Below are 16,798 nucleotides of genomic sequence, written 5' to 3'. Positions count from 1 at the left end.
AAATTGTCATCGGCATGCCTTCTCAGAGCTGAATCGCGACGGACTTGGTTTGCAGGTAGTGATAGACCGCGTCGGGTCCCTTCTCTCGGCCGAATCCGCTCGATTTGTATCCACCGAAGGGTGTGCGGATTCCGCCCGCGAAGTAGTTGTTCACCGATACCTGGCCGGCGTCGATTCGGCCTGCCACGCGGTGCGCCCTGGCGAGGTCGTTGGTCCACAGTCCTGCTGTCAAGCCGTAGGGAGTGTCGTTCGCGATCCGGATCGCTTCTTCTTCGTCATCGAACACGATGACCGAGAGGACTGGACCGAAAATCTCTTCCTGAGCAATGCGCATGTCATTGCGCACGCCGGTGAATATGGTGGGTTGAACAAAGCGGCCGTCCTCCAGTCCTGCGACGTGTGCCGGGCCACCGCCCACGACCACTTCTGCACCTTCGGAGCGTCCGATGTCGAAGTATTCGAGGATCTTTCGGTACTGCTTCTCGGTGGTGATCGGTCCCATGTCGGGGTTGTCAATGCCGCGACCAAGACCGACGGCGCGGTCGAGCCGGGTCAGCCGTTCCACGAATTCGTCGTGGATGCTCGAGTGAACCAGTAAGCGGCTTCCTGCCATGCATACCTGGCCGGCGTTGAAGTTGATCGCGGTCAGCGAACCGGTTGCAGCTTTGTCGAGATCGGCATCGGCGAAAACGATGTTCGGTGATTTGCCGCCGAGTTCGAGGGTCACGGGGCTCAGATGGGTTGCCGAAGCGCGTAATACGGATTGGCCGGTGGGAACGGACCCAGTGAAGGCGATACGTCGGACATCACGATGCTCTACGAGCGCTGCACCGGCCTCGGCGCCGAGGCCGGTGACGACGTTGATCACACCGGGCGGGATTCCTGCGATTTCGACGGCCAGTCTGGCGAATTCGACGACCGCCATCGACGTGTCCTCGGCGGGTTTGACCACTGCTGTGTTGCCCCCGGCAATGGCGGGTGCGACACCGCGTGCGGTCTGCTGTAGGGCTGCGTTCCACGGGACGATGTGCGCGGTGACTCCGTATGGTTCGACGCGGGTGTACGAGTGAAATGCGGGGCCGAGAGGAACGGTTTCGCCGTGAATCTTGTCGGCTACTCCCGCGTAGTACGCGTAGTAGCTGGCGGTCAGTCGTACGTCGGCCTGTGCTTCTCGCAGCGGCTTGCCGTTGTCGACGGATTCGAGGTATGCCAGTACGTCGAGATTGTCGAGAATCGCCTTCGAGAGGGCGTTCATGGCATCGGCGCGAACGGAACCGTCTACTGCACGCCAACTTTCGAATGCGCGTTGCGACGAGGCGACTGCTTCGTCGACGACTGCGGAGTCGGACCGTTGGATTCTTGCCAGAACGCCGCCAGTCGCCGGGTCGATGCTGTCCATCGTCGCTGTACCTGCTTCAGGCAGTTCCTTGCCGTCGATGATCGAACCGTAATATTCCTTGTGCATATTTGTGAGTTCTTTCTCTGTAGCAAGGGCGGGTTCAGGAGCGAGCCGAGATTCCACCGTCGATGGGGAGGGTGACACCGGTGATGAACTCGGAGTCTGTAGATGCGAAGAACAGCGCAGCCTTTGCGATGTCGTCTGCTTGGGCGAGTCGACCGAGCGGGACGCCGGCGCGCTGCGCGTTGATGGTCGCTTCGATGTCGTCTTGGTGCTCCATGAAGGTGCGGAGCATGGGTGTCTCGGTGGATACCGGCGCGACGGAGTTGACGCGAACCTGAGGTGCGAACTCGATCGACAATGCACGCGTGAGCTGAATTGCCGCACCCTTGGACGTGGAGTACGCGCTGTTGTTCGGTCGAGCCCGGAATCCAGAGAGGGATGCAGTGATGATGAAAGAGGCGCCGGGGCGCTGCTGCATGAAAGGCATGGCTGCGCGAGCCCCCAGCCACGGCCCCTTTGCGTTGACTGCCATGAGGGTGTCGAAGAAGTCGATGGACTGCTCTGCCAGGGGGCTCATCGGTGCCGCGACGCCTGCATTGGCCCAGAACACGTCCACGCCGCCGAAGGCCTCGACGGCGCCGCGAACGATCGTTTCGTTGCCTTCGAGTGTCGTGACATCGGCGACGACGGTGGATGCTTCGCCACCCTTCGAGCGGACCAGCTCTGCGGTCTCTCGTGCTGCGGTTTCGTCGCGGTCGGCGACGACGATCTGAGCGCCCTCCTGGGCAAACAGCAGCGCGCCTGCGCGTCCCATTCCGGATCCAGCGCCGGTGATGACTGCGACCTTTCCGTGTAGCTTCATGTGAAAGCCTTTCTGTCGGTGTTTGTTTCGAACTTCGAAATCATGGTCTGTTCAGAGGGCGGAATGCGGCTCCTCCGGATCGGCCTGGGGGGCCGGAGGGAACACTGCACCTGACTGGGCCAGGCGGTCGCACTCTGCTGGTGTCAGCGAAAGAAGCTCTTCGAGCACCTCGTGCGTCTGTTCGCCGAGACGTGGCGGGTATCGAAGAGGTGGAGTTTCGGTGTTCTCGAACAAGATCGGAGTCGCGACGCCCTCGAACGAGTGACTCCCGTCGGTCAGTTCGACGACCATCCCGCGGCCTGCACCGCGGGCGTCGTCGAGGGCCTCTGCGACATCGCGGATGGGCGCGCATGGGACTTGATGCCCAATCAGACGTGACGCCCACTCGTCGGCGGGCTGTTGTGCGAACACTTTCTCGAGGATGTCCCAGAGCTCGTCCTTGTGCTGCAGTCGTGTCGTTTGGTCGCGGAATCTCGGATCGTCGGGCAGGGACGGTTCTCCTACGGCGGCACACAGCCGCTCCCACATCGCCTGCGTATTGGCGGTGACGACGAACTCGGCGCCGTCCGAGCCGCGGAAGGATCTGTATGTGGGGATCGAATCGTGCCCGGCTCCCTGACGCCCCGGAGCCCGCCCGGACATCATTGCGTAGACGGACTGGTAGGAAAGTTGACCAAGTTGGGAGTCCAGCATGGAGACATCGATGATGCGGCCCGACCCGGTGTCTGCCCTGGACACGAGCGCCGAGAGCACCCCAATGACGGCGTACATCCCTGCTACGACATCGCCGGCCGGGACTCCAAGCCTTGCGGCAGGCTGGTCGGGATGGCCTGTCAGGCTCATCACTCCGCTCATGGCCTGCACGATCATGTCGTAGGCGGGTCTCTGGTGGTGTGGGCCGAACTGGCCGAAACCACTGATGGACGCCCAGACCAAGTCGGGTCGCTCGGCAGTGACTGCGTGCTTGTCGATACCCAGGCGCGCGAACACTCCGGGCCGAAAGTTCTCGATGACCACGTCGGAGACCGCGATCAGTCGCAATGCGACGTCGAGTCCTTCCGGCCGCTTGAGGTCGAGGGCAACACTTCGTTTGTTGCGGTTGTTGGCCAGATAGTACGCACTGTCGTCGCCGAGGAAGTGCGGAGGGATCGATCGACTCGAATCTCCCACTGCAGGTTCTATTTTCACGATGTCTGCGCCGAGGTCTGCCAGCAGTTGCGTTGCGGACGGACCGGACAGGAACGTAGTGAAGTCCAAGACTCTGATGCCGGTGAGAGGTAGTGGCCGAACGGTTGATGGGTTCGCCATTGGGTTGATTCCTTCTTCGTAAGTGTCGCCACTATAAGCACAACAGTCGACGAATTACTAGTAACTCCTCAGAATCAGGCCCAGAGAGTCGACACTTGGTGCTTCTAGCGGGGCCTGCGCGAGGATTGCGACTCCGGCTGGAGGTGACGCCGGGGCACCGATCGGGGGTTTATTGTGTCCGCATGGAGAGCGATGGGAACGCGGCGCGGCCGCTGAGTGTGTCCACAGCCGATATCGATGGAATTCTTGCCAGACTCCTCGGCGTGGACGAGCGCCAGGATTCGTTGGTCGGCAAAATCGCCATCGAAATCGCTCGGGACATAATCGAAGAGCGTGTCGGACAGTCCGACGACCTCAACTCGTTTGACCTGGCACAGCGATTCGGCACCAGCCGCACACCAGTCCGCGAAGCACTCCTCGTCTTGGAACGCCAAGGGATGGTCGAGGTCCCGGCACGTCGCCGACCCAGGGCCGCCGAGTTCACTCGACAGACGATCATCGAGATCTACGATCTACGCAGCGAGCTGTACGGTCTCGTTGCCCGCCAAATCGTGGAGAATGCCTCCGATGCAGAACTCGACACTCTGGAGCGACACCTCGCCGGCCTGGTAAGCGCAGCCGAGAGCGGCGACGACGATGCATACTTTTGGCAGGTTGTGTTGTTCCACGAACAAGCATCGCTCATCTGCGGGAACGCGACACTCAAGCGAACCATCGACGGGCTCGGGCTCCGCGTCATGCAGCTACGTCACCTCGGAATGGCACGTGGCTGGAGAATCGAACGCTCACTTGCCGACCATCAACGATTGATGCTCGCACTCCGTGAGCGAGACGGTCAGCTCGCAGCTGCACTCAACCGGGCGATGGCGACCAACGCTCTACCCGGCCTGCTTGCCATTGTCGACGGTAAAGGCCCCGACTCTCGCTAACCTGTCAGGAGTCGACACTTTTGCCTAATTCTCGCCGATAAACCTTGCTTTTGCTCACGCGATGGCAGTACTGTCGACTGTGATCCCGACGACATTGCCCAGCAGTCCAGCTGCTACGGCGAGACCGTCCCCCGCATGTCCGTTCTCGCCGAGCTGTTGAGCAGCCACCGAAGTCCACCCCCACGGCGAGCGGTCGACTTCGAACCGTTTGAGGTAGGCACAGCCCCCTTCAGTCGCGCGTCGACTCCTTCGCCAGTACCCATGGAGACACAAAATGGTAAGCACCACCCAGTCTGTGGACAAGCAAACATCCTCCAGTGCGCAACGCCGCTCATTGGTAGCGGCCGGGGTCGGAAACGCACTCGAGTGGTTCGACTGGAATCTCTACGCGATCTTCTCGGTCTATTTGGCCCACAACGCGTTTCAGTCTGACAATCCCACCTCCGCTCTGCTGAGCACGCTGGCGATCTTCGCGGTAGGATTCGTCGCTCGGCCAGTTGGCGGCTTCGTTTTCGGCCGACTCAGCGACAAGATCGGCCGAAAGAACGTCATGGTCGCGACAATGTGCCTACTCGCGGGGTCGAGCGTGGCAATGGCCGCGCTGCCGACCTACGCGGCGGTCGGAATTGGGGCCTCGGCGTTTCTGCTGATCGTGCGACTGGTACAAGGGCTTGCGCACGGAGGCGAGGCCGGCGTGTCGTACACCTATGCCGCCGAGATCGCTCCGCCGGCGCGACGCGGGTTATGGTCGTCGATGCCTTTCGTAGCATCAACGATTGGGTTGATGGCCGCAACATCCAGTGCTGCAGTACTGACCGGAATATTCGACGCGGATCAGATGGATTCGTACGGTTGGAGGATCGGATTCGCGTTCGGCGGACTGTTGGGACTGTTCGCGTTGTGGATCCGCCGGACAGCCATCGAAACCGAAGTCTTTCTCGAAGAGGCCGAGACCGTCGAAGAATCCGATACCCCCGCAACCAAAATGAGTGGTCGGGAGATCCTCGGTATCGCTCTACGCATCATCATGATCTCGGTCGGCACCAACATCTCCTTCTACGCATGGGTCTCGTTCGCTCCGACCAACGCGATCTCGCAGCACGACATGCATCCCACGTCAGCCTTCGTGGTCAGCTTGCTGTCTCAGGGCCTCATCGTGCTTCTGCTGCCCTTCATGGGAGCCCTATCCGACAAAGTTGGCCGTAAGCCATTCGTGTTCGCGCAAGGCGCGCTCATGATCGCACTCGCGTTCCCCATCGCCGGCATGGTGTCCAGCGCCCCGTGGACTCTGTTCGTCGCGCTGATGCTGGGCCAGCTCGTGTGGGCGTGCGCCGGGGCGATCTACCCCGCGATCGTGGCTGAACAAGCGCCGACCCGGATCCGAGCAACCATCGTCGGACTCGTCGTCTCGTTGTCGGTTGCAATCTTCGGCGGCACTGCCCCCTACCTGAACACCTGGCTCACCTCGACTGGCAAGAGTTCGCTCTTCAGCGTGTACATCATGGTGCTAGGAGCCGTCGTGGTCGCCGGCTCCATCCTGATCAAAGAAACAAAAGGCATAGACCTTCGCGATCTTGATCAGCCCGCGAACAAATAATTCGTATCCGGCCGCCAACCCTGACCGCAGGTCGACACCGTGCATTTCAAAGTGAGAGTGAAAGTATGTCCATTGCCATGAAGACCGCCCTGGTCGGTGTCGGAACCACCGAGCAGGGCCAACTCCCGGGCCGTAGTGCCAACGAAATAGCCGCAGAAGCAGTCCAACTGGCGCTCGCTGACGCCGGCTTGACCAAAGACGACGTCGACGGCCTGATCACGTGCCGAAATCTCACTGGCGGCGCGGGAATCGATGAACAAATCGGCCACATGCTGGGTATCAATCCCGACTACAGCGCCACCCTCGATTACGGTACCGGAAACTTCTCACTTCACCTCGGTGTCATGGCGATCACCGCAGGGCTGGCAAACACTGTGGTGCTCACATACGGGACGAATCAACGTTCCCAACGCGTGGGGTTCGGGCGCACAGTCGGTGGTGGTGCCGAATTCGCCGCCGCGGCAGGACTTGTACATGTTGCGGGCTCGGCGGCGATGGCCTTCCGTCGACACCAGCACCTCTACGGAACGACCGAGGAACAGCTCGGATGGGTGTCGGTATCCCAACGGGAATGGGCTCGCCTCAATCCCCTCAGCATCTTCAAGGAAAAGATGACGATCGACGACTACCTCTCCCACCCCTACGTCGCAGCGCCATTGAGGCGTCCCGATCTCACAATGATCTCCGACGGCGGCGCTGCACTCGTACTGACTCGAGCAGATCGCGCAAAGTATTCACCCAAGAAGCCGATTCACATTGTCGGCATCGCAGAGAAGACGGCCTTACGAGCCGACCAGAACGCCGACAATCTCATGCGGCCCTGGCTGGGCGCGACTGCCCGACAGCTCTGGAACACCACGGGTGTGCGCCCGTCGGAAATCGACGCCGTCTACGTTCAAGATGCGACTTCTGTGTGGACCCTCCAGATGCTCGAGAGCTACGGCTTCTGCGAACCAGGCGACGCCGGGCCATTCTTCGCCGCAGGCAACACCCGACCAGGCGGATCACTAGCGGTAAACACGAGTGGGGGGCAACTATCAGAGAGCTACATGTGGGGTTGGCTCAACCTCTGCGAGTCAGTTCGACAACTACGTGGCGAATGCGGCGAGCGACAGGTGCCCGGGGCGCGAACCGCGCTCGACTGCTCGTCGCACGACTTCCTGAAAGCCGCTGCCACACTACTGACGGCAGCAGCATGAACAGCCACATTCGACCCGCCCCGGGCGATGATCTGACGGCACCGATGTGGACCGCAATGCGCGAACGGCGGCTATCACTCCAGCAGTGCAGCCAGTGCTCATATACAAGATTCCCGGCAAGCGAACTATGCCCGGAATGCTGGTCCCGAAACGCTGACTGGCGTGATGTAGAACCCACGGGGACCATCTGGAGCTACACCGTGTACGAGCGCGCACTACATCCTGAACTGAAGGACGCCGTCCCGTACACGGTTGCGTTGATCGAACTCGCTGCCGGGCCTGTCATTCCAGGGCGCATCCTGTGCGACGAGGACAGTGCGCCAATAATCGGTGATCGTGTGACGGGCCTATTCACCGACATCGACGAGGAATTCACAATGCTCGAATGGGCCCTCCACCGATAGCGCCATTTCCGATGCCTGGCGAGATCCATCTGATCAGTCGTTCGTCAGGAAGCCTGACTTACCGGAAGATCGATGAACTCGGCTTAGGTGGTGAACGGGCCCGGGACGGTAGCGATCTTCCGAAACTCGCACGTGCACAGCGAATCACTAACCTCGCGTCCGTTTTCTCCGATAGCTAACAACGGCACCCTCCGGTGGCACAAACTCAGCGGCACGCGACTGCACTCGTCCATGTGCAGCGGGTGTGGGCCGGTGTGGGCGCCTAGTTCCGCTCAATCGGGCGGGCCCGACGTGCCGACATCTCCGCACCGAAACACCCTGCCACATGGCCGCGGAGATTTCCTACGCGATCCGAGTGCGGTCCCATCCGGTAGCACGAACTTGACCCCACAGTTCGACCATGATGAAGGAAGCATGATGGAACCCACGAATCCGGAGTCCTACAGAAACACAGCATCTCGCCCCAGGCCCGGCGCGCAGACTGCCCCTGAGATACGCCGCTACCGACAGTGGCAACAGCGGCGCCGAGCGGCAAATCGGACCCGTGCCGAAGAACCCAAAGTGGACAAAGAGGCCGAGGACATCCTCGAATTTGTCCGAACGTGGGCCCCCTATGGCGGCGCACCCGCAGAGGAAATACTTGTCCGGTTCGGGATGACACCGTCACGGTTCAAGGCAAAGGTCCGCGAGATCCGCGCCCATGATCACCTCGCGATGAAAATGGAGGAGAAACCTTTGCCTGGATCCGTGGAGTTTGCTGTGGGTGCGACGGCGTGCGAATGGCGAAAGCGCTTCCCGTAGTGAGAGAATCGAGATTCTCAGGTCACGATTGTCCACATGCGGAAAGGCACTTTCAGTGCAATCTCCGCACACGTTCACGGCTGGGTCCGCGGTGTTCGACGAACGCAATCTCGTGTCGGCGGCCGGGTTGGTGCCGGTTCTCGAACTCGCCGAACAGTCCGGCCTGTCGGAGCTGATCGACTCTCATGTCGACCTCGACTCCACGCGGGTGGCCTCGGGTGCGGCGCGAACGCGGTCGGGAAACTGACCTCGATCGTCGGTGGGACGCTCACCGGAGCCGACAACATCGACGATGTGGACACCATCCGGGCGGGTGGCAGCCCGATCGTGTTCGACCAGGTGTATGCGCCGTCGACGTTGGGGATCTTCCTGCGCGAGTTCACCTACGGACACAGCCCGCAGCTCGGGGCGGTGCTGCGCCGACACCTGATCGGCCTCGCCGCCCGCACACCACTGCTGCCCGGCATCGAGGACTTGGCGTACCTCGACATCGACTCGTTGCTTCGGCCGGTCTACGGGCACCAGAAGCAAGGAGCTCCTACGGGCACGCGAAGATCGCCGGTCGCGCCCTGCTCCGCAAGGGCCTCTCGCCGCAGGTCACGGCCCTGTCCACCGCGCAGGCGGCACCGGTGATCGCGGAGATGCGACTACGGGCAGGCAAGGCCGGCTCCGGGCGCGGCGCTGCCTCCCAATTGCGCTCGGCGATCACCACCGCCCGCGCCTGCGGGCGACGGGCAAGATCATGGCCCGCGGCGATTCGGCGTTCGGCAACAAGGCCGTCATCGGCGCCGCGGTCACCGCCGGCATCGAGTTCTCGCTGGTGATGACCCGTAACCCGCGCATCACCCAGGCCATCGACAGTATTGACGGGCAGGGAATGGATGCCCTGCACTCTCCCGGTGCGGTCACCGACCCCGACACCGGGGAATTGATTTCCGACGCCGAGGTCGCCGAGGTCGAGTACACCGCGTTCTCCGGACGCCACCAGGTCACCGCCCGCCTGATCGTGCGCCGCGTCAAGGACGCCAACTACCCCGACGCGCTGTTCCCGGTAGGGCGGCATCACCCGTTCTTCACCAACTCCGACCTGCAGACCGTCGACGCCGACCTCACTCATCGCAAACACGCGATCGTCGAAACGGTGTTCGCGGACTTGATCGACGGACCACTTGCCACATTCCCTCCAGGCGCTTCGGCGCGAACAGCGCCTGGGTGCTCTGCGCCGCGATCCGCACAACCTGCTGCGCGCCGCGGGCACCGTCTGCGGAGGAAGTCACGCCGTTGCTCGTGGTGCCACATTGCGCCGGCACCTGGTCAACGTCCCCGCCCGATTCGCCAGACCAGTACTTCACCTGCCTCTCCACTGGCCACCGTTCAAGCCCGGACGTATGGACGCGGCTGTCGCATCTGTTCGCGTAAGGCCGGCAGTAGTCGCCCGCCGAAGCCAGGTACGTCACTAGCTGACAAGCGGCCGGACGTCGTCGCAGACTGGAACTGGGATAGAAACTCCGACATCACACCAGATCAGGTCGGCGTGAACAGTGCCAGGAAGGTTTGGTGGAGGTGCGGCGACTGCGGGCACGAGTGGTCGGCGCCGATCAAGATCAGGGTCCGCTCGAGAACTCATCGATGGGGCATCTGCCCAAGACGATCGAGGAAGACGCCTGGTGTCCTTACCCGCGACAGCTCTGCACGCAAAGCGGTCTGAACCCAATCTCAGCGGCGCCACTCGAGATCTAGTCGGGGAGCAGAATGGTTCAAGGCTTGACGCCACGACGAAATCCATTCGACGTTGGGAGTCGGCATAGTTGGGACTCGCCGCCTGACGGATGGGTTAGCGTCCAAATCTTTCCGTCCGTTTAGCCATTCTTGATGCCGCAGCCTGACGCACCCTCATATTCGCTGAGGCGAGCATTGCGTAATGGACGTAGAGTGGGTGCGAAAGGTGACGAAGGAGTGGAAATGGCGCGCCAAGTAGTTGTCGAGCATGTCGACGATATCGACGGATCCCCTATTGCGGAGGGAAGGGGCGAGACGATCGCATTCTCCGTGAATGGGATCGACTACGACATTGATTTGTCAGCGAAGAATGCGAAGGAATTCCACAAGAAACTCGATTATTACATCGATCACGCCACAAGAGTAGGTGGCCGCAAGAATCGATCAGCGGGCACACTCACGTCGGGTGAGGAGGTCAAGCGGAAGCCTGCGCGGCGGGACCGTGATCATGTGAGGGCAGTGCGAGAATGGGCTCAGGAGCAGGGCTATGACATCGGGGTTCGCGGGCGCATTCCTACCGAGATCGCGGAGGCATACAACGCTGCTCACTGACGACTGTCGGGAGAGCGAAATTACTCGTTGGGCTTTCGGTCGAGGGGATGAAGTGGAAGGCTAGGAGCGAACGGCAATCGCAGGTGGCGTATCAACGAGAGTCCCTACTCTTTGACATTCGAACGAACACCAGGTCTTCGAGGAACCGCGACCAATTTCGAACCCTCCAGGAACGTCTGCCCTGGCTGCTGGCCGAGATTTCCGAGTCATGCACGAGGACGTCCGAAGTTCTGTCGTCGGGTGCGATGAAACACCGAATCCAGTCCCACCGTTAATCACTTCTCATTGCCCTGCACTATGCCGATACATCCCGATAAGTTGATCCTGCAATCTTGATGTAGGCGCGAAGACCTCGCACCGTGCTGGCATCGCCGTCGGCGCACCGTCCAACGAGTCGTCCACGGGAGCAACGACGGCGGCTTCCATCGCCAGTGCCCCGGTTCGATCGATTTTCCAGCATCGCTCACTCCTCGGAGCTCGGACTGTTTGCCCTGCGACCCACACGCCTCTGACCGATCCTCGCGGGTTGCAGACCAATGTTTTAGTCATCTAGACTAAAAGTATGGAGACGATGACGGAGGCACTCGATGTTGTGGGAGCGGCAATCGTGCCGAGCGACCTGTTCGGCCCAATCACCCACGATCCGGCGGCTCAGCGCGCTGCCCGTCGGCGGTTCCGCCGCCTGTCGGTTCTGATTCACCCGGATCGGGTTGATCGCGCGTACGCCGCTTGCGCGGCAGCAGCATTCACACATGCGTCCGACCTATATCGCCGCTGGCAGCAGGCTGCGACTACCACGGCCGCGGCCGCGGCCGCGGCGATCGTGTTGGACGGCAGTCGCGGCTCCTACCGACTCGGGACTCGGCATGCCCGTGGTTCGATCGCCGACCTGCACCATGCCACCGACAGCGGCGGCGCGGGCGTTGTGATCAAGGTTCCCCGCAATGTCTCCTCGAACGCTCTGATCGATGCGGAACGGGCCGCGCTCACTGAGATCGCGGCGTCCGCCGAGGGCGGGAATGATTGGCTGCGCGCGTACTTCCCGCAACTGATCGACCACCTCACCCACGCCGACCCTGTGACCGGCGCCCGGCGGCAGGTGAACGTGCTGGACTCGCCGACCACTGGATTCGTCACCCTCGCCGAGGTCCGGGCTGGCTACCCGGACGGGCTCGATCCGCGGGATTGGGTGTGGATGCACCGGCGTCTGCTTCGGGCTCTTGCCGCCGCGCATCGCGCCGGGTGGGTACACACCGCGGTGACCGCGGACAACGTGCTCATTCACCCTGAGCGGCATGGAGTGGTACTAGCCGGGTGGTCGTTCGCCACCCGCCCAGGCACGGTTCCGCTGGCGACAATCCCCTCTCGGCGGGAGCACTATCCACCGGAAAGTTCCACCGACTCCCCCGCAACCCCGGCCTGGGATGTGTTCATGGCCCATCGGTTGATGCTGAACATGCTCGCCGACACGGCCCCAGAACGCCTGCGCGCGTTCGCATGCGGCTGCATGCAACCACAACCTGGTCTGCGACCCGACGCCGTCGATCTGCTCGCCGAGTTCGACGACCTGCTCGACACGCTCTACGGGCGGCGACGATTCCGCCCGTTCACCATCCCCACCACGAAAGGACAGTGATCCACCATGGGATACGGCAAGTGGGATGACGACACCTACACCGCGGCCAAAACGTTCCGCACCGCCCGCGGCGTCGACGACTTCGGCTACACCAGCGCGATGTACGCACGACCGAGAGACCAGTGGAAGGCCGATCCGACCCTGGACCCGCTGGGTGTGACCGTGCGGGAATGCCGGGATTCGGCCGGGCACCCCGAGTCGCTACCGATCGCCGTGCTCTTCGACGTCACCGGTTCGATGGGCGCGGTACCGCGGATCATGCAGGACAAGCTCGGCAAACTGCACGGCCTGCTGCAGCGCAAGGGGTACGCCGACGACCCGCAGATCCTGTTCGGCGGCATCGGGGACGCCGACTCCGACCGAGTGCCCCTGCAGGTCGGTCAATTCGAGTCCGGCAACGCCATGGACGAGCAACTCCGCACCATCTTCCTTGAAGGCAACGGCGGCGGTCAGAAGTCCGAAAGCTACGAGCTGGCCGCATATTTCATGACACGGCACACCGCCACCGACGCGTGGGACAAACGCGGCCACAAGGGATACCTGTTCATCATCGGCGACGAACTGAACAAGGCCCGACTGTCGGCCCGCCACGTGCGCGCGGTGATCGGCGACGACCTCGACCGCGATGTCACCGTCGAGTCGGTGTACCGGGAACTCGAACGGCGGTGGAACGTCTACTTCGTACTGCCGAATCAGTCAGCGTACTACCACGATCCCGAGATCGCAGACCACTGGCAGCAGCTACTCGGGGAACGGTTCCTCAAGCTGGACGACCCGGGCGCGGTGTGCGAGCTGATCGCTCTGACGGTCGGCATGGGCGAGGACCGCATCGACCTCGGCGAGGGTCTGGCGGACCTGCGTGACGTCGGATCCGCCGCCGAAGCGGACACCGTCGGTCACGCGCTCGCCGTCCTCAGTGCGGCGCGGGCCCCCGTCGCGGTGAGTCCACTGCCGATCGATCCGGCCGGCAGCGACGACGTGTCCTTCACCTGACACCCGTTCGGGAGGCGGGGCATTCGATCCGGCTTCGGGTGCGAGCCCGCCTCCCGACTCCCCTCTACGACAGGAGATCCCATGACCACGGTGTTCGGTGACCGCGACATCATCGTCGTCGACCTGGGCTTCGGCGACGCCGGCAAGGGCGCCACCGTCGACTGGCTCTGCGCACCGGACGCCGGCCTCGACGTCGCAGCCGTTGTCCGGTTCAACGGCGGCGCACAGGCCGCGCACAACGTCGTCGTCGACGGTCGCCACCACACCTTTTCCCAGTTCGGGTCCGGGACCTTCTCCGGCGTTCCCACGGTGCTGTCGAAGCATGTCCTCGTCGAACCGATCGCCCTCGCCGCCGAGGCCCGCGCCCTGGCTGCGCTGGGTGTACCGAATCCGCTCCAATTACTGCACATCGACGCCCACGCGCTACTGACCACCCCGATCCACGTCGCCGCCAACCGCGCCCGCGAGGACGCCCGCGGCGACGGCAGGCACGGCTCCTGCGGCAAAGGTATCGGCGAGACCGCCGCCTACGCCCTCGACCACCCGGACGCACTCACCGTCGGGGACTGCCACCGCCCAGCGGTTCTGCGCGCCAAACTCGCCGCGATGGCCGACCACTACCGTCACCTGGTCTCCCCCAGCATGCACCGGTGGCCCGACCACGACGACATGGTCATCATGTACTCCGAATTCGTGGCCGCGGTCCGGATCACCGACGACGGTGATCTCGCCGCCCTCGCGGACGGAGGGCGCCTGGTTTACGAGGGCGCACAAGGAGTGCTACTCGACGAGTGGCGCGGGTTCCACCCACACACCACCTGGTCCACCGTGGAACCGAGCAACGCGCGCGCACTCTCCGCCGAGCACGGCCGCGACAGCCACGTGCTCGGCGTCACCCGCACCTACACCACCCGGCACGGTGCAGGCCCGATGCCCACCGAGAACCCGACACTCGGTGCGGTCCTACCCGAACTGCACAACGGCACCGGCAGCTACCAGGGCACCTTCCGGATCGGGGACCTCGATGAGGTACTGATGCGGTACGCGACAAAGGTTTGCGGCGGTGTGGACAGTCTGGCCGTCACCCACCTCGACGCGGTGACCCGTGCCGCAGCGGCCGGGATCCCCATCCGTAGCGCACGCCGGTACCCCGGCATCGGCGACCTGCTGCCGCTCGGGCCGTGGAAGGACCTCGCGCATCAACAACACCTCACCGACGTCCTGTCCGCACTCACGCCCGACACAGTCGAGTTGCCGACACATCCGGCAGACGTCGCGGCGCACCTCGGATCGCTGGTCGGCGCACCGGTGGTGCTCACCTCCGACGGTCCCAGTCGGGCCGCTCGTCGCGTCCGAGAGCCTGCTGTCGCATGATCACCGTATGGAACAGTCATCGGTCTCCGTCGACGTGGTCGCTCTCCGGTTCGGCAACCCGGAACACGGCTCGCTGCGCTACGGCGTCGCGCCCCGCCGCTGGGAGCCGTACACCGGGCAGACGGCCCTGCCCGGCGTCCTTCTCGGCGCCGGTGAACGCCTCGAGACGGCTGCCCGCCGCGCCGTCACCACCAAGCTCGGTATCCCGGACGACGCGATCCTGGCCGTGGGACAACTTGAGGTGTTCGACGAGCCCAGTCGCGACCCACGCGGGCCGACCCTGTCCATCGCCATGTGGGCCGTCATCACCGCCGACAACATCACCACGGACCCTGCCGCCGCGACGCAGTGGCGCGGCTTCGACGAACACGGCACCCTCGCCTTCGACCACGACCGCATCGTCGCGGCCGGACGCCGCATCCTCGCCACCAGCCTCCTCTGGCGGGACGCAACATTCACCCGGGCCCTCCTCGGCACAGAATTCCCCGCCACCCACGCAGTCACGGTCACCACTGCCCTCACCGGCAGCCGGCCCGATCAAGGCAATCTCAATCGCACGCTCAAGGCGATACCTGGACTCGAACGTACCGACGAGCGCGTCCGCGTGCAGGCCACTGGCCGACCGGCAGTCGTATGGCGTTGGACCACAACATAAATGACACTCTCACGGACGCCGTGCCACTGGCGCACCGAGCGGGGCTACCGTCCTTGCTGACGTCGTGGCTGACGCGAGCATGGACGTAGCAACGAGCCTGGTCTCAGCTGTTCGGGGCCAGGGGCTCGGATTCGACACCTCATCAACTGCCACCGGGCACTGGTCGGTGCCACGTTCGATCTCTGCCTCGCCAGCGGTGACGAGGTTGTAGTACCAGTCGGGATTGGCCGGTACACCATCGGTGCGCCCTCGAAAGCCTCGTGTCGCACTCGTTCCCGTGAACTACCTACTGCGACAAAATGAGCCACAACGGAGGAGCTGGAAAATTCAGTCGAGCAACGAATCTTTCTCAGGTTCGTGGCTGGGTCGGCGACGGCAGATCTCGGGGCGACTGGGAGGGCGTATGGAGGGTCGGAACGATTCCCCGTCGCGGTTCGGGATGATCTTGGGAAGCAGCCGACTCGCCGGTGCGACCGTTCCCGACCACCTCGGCAGTGGCCCCGTTACCTTATTCACGGTCCTTCACAGAAGGGCTACGGTCGCCAGACCCGGTATGACTCCTTGCCCCTGTCTCTCGCATGATCCGGGGGGTGGTGTCGCCGGGTGTGGTGGCGTCGACGGACCGCTGATAGGGACACGGCCAACCGAAATTGGGTAGGTCTCTTTGTAACGTGGGTGCCGGGCGTCGATGCCGGATCGGCGACCGGCCGACCGAGACACAAGGGACGACCCCTGAATGGACTCGAACTATGCGGTGTACTGCGGCATCGACGTCGGCAAAGGCGAACACCACGCCGTCGGACTGACCGCCGCCGGAAAGAAGATCTACGACAAGGCGTTGCCGAACGACGAAGCGAAACTGCGGGCGGTCTTCGACCGCCTGGCCAGCCACGGATCGGGGCTGGTGGTCGTCGACCAACCCAATACGATCGGCGCCCTGCCGGTCACCGTGGCCCGCGTAGGCGGCCACGAGGTCGGCTACCTGCCCGGACTGGCGATGCGCCGCATCGCCGACCTGTACCCCGGACAGGCGAAAACAGACGCCCGAGACGCGTTCATCATCGCCGATACCGCCCGCACCATGCCGCACACCCTGCGCCGGGTCGATACCGGCGACGAGGCCCTCGCCGANNAGCAACCGCATCCGAGGCCTGCTCACCTCCATCCACCCTGCCCTCGAGCGGGTCCTCGGCCCCCGCATCACCCATCCGGCGGTGCTCGAGATCCTCTCCCGCTGCGGCGGGCCGGCCGGAATCCGGCAGGCCGGCAAGCGCAAGCTCACCGCGATCGCGGTCAAGCACGCACCC

Annotated in this window: 14 protein-coding genes and 2 pseudogenes; 13 read left to right on the top strand and 3 right to left on the bottom strand. The window is 63.3% G+C overall.

Going from position 1 to position 16,798, the window contains the following annotated elements:
• Positions 1 to 22: 22 nt before the first annotated feature.
• From AZG88_RS08775 to AZG88_RS08765, 3 genes are read right to left on the bottom strand one after another with little or no spacing between them, the layout of a single operon-like run.
• Positions 23 to 1,465, bottom strand: coding sequence for an aldehyde dehydrogenase family protein (locus AZG88_RS08775; RefSeq protein ID WP_061697464.1), 1,443 nt, complete (start codon positions 1,463 to 1,465; stop codon positions 23 to 25).
• A 34-nt stretch (positions 1,466 to 1,499) separates the two neighbouring features.
• Positions 1,500 to 2,264, bottom strand: a complete 765-nt coding sequence (locus tag AZG88_RS08770; RefSeq protein WP_005560786.1) for an SDR family NAD(P)-dependent oxidoreductase — start codon at positions 2,262 to 2,264, stop codon at positions 1,500 to 1,502.
• Positions 2,265 to 2,315: 51 nt separating this feature from the next.
• Entirely contained in the window at positions 2,316 to 3,572 is a 1,257-nt protein-coding gene (locus AZG88_RS08765) for a CaiB/BaiF CoA transferase family protein (RefSeq protein ID WP_063886787.1), read from the bottom strand.
• A gap of 143 nt (positions 3,573 to 3,715) precedes the next feature.
• Here AZG88_RS08765 and AZG88_RS08760 point away from each other — a divergent pair, with 143 nt between their 5' ends.
• The 13 genes and pseudogenes from AZG88_RS08760 to AZG88_RS08700 form a co-directional block, all read left to right on the top strand.
• Positions 3,716 to 4,501 carry a GntR family transcriptional regulator gene (locus tag AZG88_RS08760; protein ID WP_156517450.1) on the top strand — a complete coding sequence of 262 codons (786 nt, stop codon included), beginning with the start codon at positions 3,716 to 3,718 and terminating at the stop codon, positions 4,499 to 4,501.
• Positions 4,502 to 4,775: 274 nt separating this feature from the next.
• Entirely contained in the window at positions 4,776 to 6,098 is a 1,323-nt protein-coding gene (locus tag AZG88_RS08755) for an MFS transporter (RefSeq protein ID WP_043786954.1), read from the top strand.
• A gap of 77 nt (positions 6,099 to 6,175) precedes the next feature.
• Positions 6,176 to 7,297 (top strand): thiolase C-terminal domain-containing protein, encoded by a 1,122-nt coding sequence (locus AZG88_RS08750; protein ID WP_231913888.1) that lies wholly within the window; start codon positions 6,176 to 6,178, stop codon positions 7,295 to 7,297.
• Positions 7,198 to 7,701, top strand: coding sequence for a Zn-ribbon domain-containing OB-fold protein (locus tag AZG88_RS55495; RefSeq protein ID WP_082833262.1), 504 nt, complete (start codon positions 7,198 to 7,200; stop codon positions 7,699 to 7,701). The genes AZG88_RS08750 and AZG88_RS55495 overlap by 100 nt, the downstream gene beginning before the upstream one ends.
• Positions 7,702 to 8,262: 561 nt before the next feature.
• A complete protein-coding gene (locus AZG88_RS08740; protein ID WP_061697462.1) occupies positions 8,263 to 8,502 on the top strand; it encodes a hypothetical protein in 240 nt (79 codons plus the stop codon).
• 55 nt (positions 8,503 to 8,557) lie between these two features.
• A pseudogene (locus AZG88_RS49670) lies at positions 8,558 to 9,962 on the top strand (IS1380 family transposase).
• Positions 9,866 to 10,210, top strand: a complete 345-nt coding sequence (locus tag AZG88_RS55490; protein WP_420855178.1) for a zinc-ribbon domain-containing protein — start codon at positions 9,866 to 9,868, stop codon at positions 10,208 to 10,210. Before AZG88_RS49670 ends, AZG88_RS55490 begins: the two are co-directional and overlap by 97 nt.
• A 254-nt stretch (positions 10,211 to 10,464) precedes the next feature.
• Positions 10,465 to 10,833: a histone-like nucleoid-structuring protein Lsr2 gene (locus AZG88_RS08725; RefSeq protein ID WP_061697460.1), complete on the top strand. Its 369-nt coding sequence runs from the start codon at positions 10,465 to 10,467 to the stop codon at positions 10,831 to 10,833.
• A 571-nt stretch (positions 10,834 to 11,404) separates the two neighbouring features.
• Positions 11,405 to 12,469, top strand: coding sequence for a hypothetical protein (locus AZG88_RS08720; protein ID WP_061697459.1), 1,065 nt, complete (start codon positions 11,405 to 11,407; stop codon positions 12,467 to 12,469).
• 6 nt (positions 12,470 to 12,475) lie between these two features.
• On the top strand, positions 12,476 to 13,462 hold the full coding sequence (locus AZG88_RS08715; RefSeq protein WP_061697458.1) for a hypothetical protein: 987 nt from the start codon (positions 12,476 to 12,478) through the stop codon (positions 13,460 to 13,462).
• A gap of 81 nt (positions 13,463 to 13,543) precedes the next feature.
• Complete coding sequence (locus AZG88_RS08710; protein ID WP_061697457.1) at positions 13,544 to 14,836, top strand: adenylosuccinate synthetase; 1,293 nt, start codon at positions 13,544 to 13,546, stop codon at positions 14,834 to 14,836.
• Between the two features lie 7 nt (positions 14,837 to 14,843).
• Positions 14,844 to 15,491, top strand: a complete 648-nt coding sequence (locus tag AZG88_RS08705; RefSeq protein WP_061697456.1) for an NUDIX hydrolase — start codon at positions 14,844 to 14,846, stop codon at positions 15,489 to 15,491.
• A 736-nt stretch (positions 15,492 to 16,227) separates the two neighbouring features.
• Positions 16,228 to 16,798: pseudogene (locus AZG88_RS08700) on the top strand (IS110 family transposase); the annotation flags it as partial.

It is taken from the genome of Rhodococcus sp. LB1 (assembly GCF_001583455.1).
GTDB lineage: Bacteria > Actinomycetota > Actinomycetes > Mycobacteriales > Mycobacteriaceae > Rhodococcus_F > Rhodococcus_F opacus.
The sequence above is the reverse complement of the archived record's forward strand: the minus strand, read 5'-3'. Positions and strand labels throughout refer to the sequence as shown.

Coding starts and splice junctions, on each gene's coding strand:
- AZG88_RS08720 (WP_061697459.1), top strand. CDS start 11,405: ATGACGGAGGCACTCGATGTTGTGGGAGCGGCAATCGTGCCGAGCGAC.
- AZG88_RS08755 (WP_043786954.1), top strand. CDS start 4,776: ATGGTAAGCACCACCCAGTCTGTGGACAAGCAAACATCCTCCAGTGCG.
- AZG88_RS08725 (WP_061697460.1), top strand. CDS start 10,465: ATGGCGCGCCAAGTAGTTGTCGAGCATGTCGACGATATCGACGGATCC.
- AZG88_RS08705 (WP_061697456.1), top strand. CDS start 14,844: ATGGAACAGTCATCGGTCTCCGTCGACGTGGTCGCTCTCCGGTTCGGC.
- AZG88_RS08775 (WP_061697464.1), bottom strand. CDS start 1,465: ATGCACAAGGAATATTACGGTTCGATCATCGACGGCAAGGAACTGCCT.
- AZG88_RS08750 (WP_231913888.1), top strand. CDS start 6,176: ATGAAGACCGCCCTGGTCGGTGTCGGAACCACCGAGCAGGGCCAACTC.
- AZG88_RS08770 (WP_005560786.1), bottom strand. CDS start 2,264: ATGAAGCTACACGGAAAGGTCGCAGTCATCACCGGCGCTGGATCCGGA.
- AZG88_RS08710 (WP_061697457.1), top strand. CDS start 13,544: ATGACCACGGTGTTCGGTGACCGCGACATCATCGTCGTCGACCTGGGC.
- AZG88_RS55495 (WP_082833262.1), top strand. CDS start 7,198: ATGCGGCGAGCGACAGGTGCCCGGGGCGCGAACCGCGCTCGACTGCTC.
- AZG88_RS08765 (WP_063886787.1), bottom strand. CDS start 3,572: ATGGCGAACCCATCAACCGTTCGGCCACTACCTCTCACCGGCATCAGA.
- AZG88_RS08715 (WP_061697458.1), top strand. CDS start 12,476: ATGGGATACGGCAAGTGGGATGACGACACCTACACCGCGGCCAAAACG.